General features: G+C 71.4%; 1 protein-coding gene. It reads right to left on the bottom strand.

The window, feature by feature from the left end:
- Positions 1-1339, bottom strand: a 1339-nt coding sequence (locus PLL68_RS15040) for a bifunctional folylpolyglutamate synthase/dihydrofolate synthase (protein WP_324535484.1), incomplete at its 3' end; no start/stop codon positions are given.
- Positions 1340-1536: the final 197 nt, after the last annotated feature.

The following is a 1536-nucleotide window of genomic DNA, read 5'->3' as shown; positions in this document are numbered from 1 at the left end:
CGGTGGCGAGCACTCCCCCGCTGACGCCGCCATCGGCATCCGCCATCCCGGCCGCGACGTCCAGCGCGTCCGGCAGCTCCTCGACGACCGTGACCCGCTGCTCCCCGAACACCTCGGCCGCGAGCTCCCCGAGCTGGCGGGGCGTCATCGCCCGTGGCGAGGTCGTGCGGGTGACGACGACGTCGTCGAGCACCGGCTCGAGCGCCTGGAGCACCCCGAGGGCGTCCTTGTCCTTCATCACGGCGATGACCCCGACGAGGCGGGCGAAGGTGAACGACTCGGTGATGGCCCTGGCCAGCACCTCGGCACCCGCAGGGTTGTGCGCGGCGTCGACGAGCACCGTGGGGCTGCGCCGCACGATCTCCAGTCGCCCGGGGGACTCGGCGGTCGCCAACCCTGCCCGCAGCACGTCGATGTCGAGCGGCTGCTCTCCCCCGCCGAGGAAGGCCTCGACCGCGGCGATGGCAACCGCCGCGTTCTGCGCCTGGTGGGTGCCGTGCAGCGGCAGGAACAGGTCCTCGTACTCCGCGGCGAGCCCACGCACCGAGATCTGCTGGCCACCGAAGGCGACGTCGCGCGCCGTGACCCCGATGTCGACCCCCTCGGCGACCAGACGGGCGCCGACCTCGACGGCCCGCGCGCTCAGCACGTCGACGGCATCCGGCTCGGGCTGCACGGCCATGACCGTGATCGCGTCGGGCTTGATGATCCCGGCCTTCTCGGTCGCGATGAGCTCGATGGTGTCGCCGAGGAAGTGCTGGTGGTCCAGCCCGATGGGCGTGATGACGCTGACCGGCGCGTCGATGACGTTCGTCGCGTCCCAGGCGCCACCCATTCCGACCTCCACGACCGCGACGTCGACGGGCAGGTCCGCGAAGGCGGCGTAGGCGACGGCGACGATGACCTCGAAGTACGTCATCGCCGGCCCGCCGTCGATGATCGAGCGGGCGTCGACCATCTCGACGAACGGGATCACCTCGTCGTAGGCCGCGAGGAACCTCTCGGCGTCGATGGGGCGCCCACCGATGGCGATGCGCTCGGTCATCGAGTGCAGGTGCGGTGAGGTGAAGCGCCCGGTGTTCAGACCGAGCTCGCGCAGGAGGGCCTCGATGATCCGCGACGTGCTCGTCTTGCCGTTGGTCCCCGTGACGTGGATGACGGGGAAGGTGCGCTGCGGGTCGCCCAGGAGCTCCATGACGGCGCGGATGCGGTCGAGCGAGGGCTCGAGGTCGTGCTCCGGCGTGCGGGAGAGGATCGACGCCTCCACCTCACGCATCCGGCGGGCGAGGACGAGCTGGTGCGCGGCATCGCGCTGGACGGCATCGGGGGCAGGGCTCACCGGCCCATTGTCGCTGACTCCGGTGCGCAGCGGTCACACGACGGAGGTGGCCCCCAAGCGACCTCTCCCGTCCAGTCGGTGTCCGGCGTACCGGCCCCCGTGGTTCTCCACGACGACGGTGTACGTGCCGGGCTGGGCCCAAGGAACAGGGAACTTTCACCGCATGCCGGTCAGCGCCTCACGATCCGCAGGCGGGC

The sequence above is a fragment of the Ornithinibacter sp. genome, assembly GCF_035443565.1.
Lineage (GTDB): Bacteria > Actinomycetota > Actinomycetes > Actinomycetales > Dermatophilaceae > Fodinibacter.
This window is presented reverse-complemented; position numbering and strand designations above follow the sequence as displayed.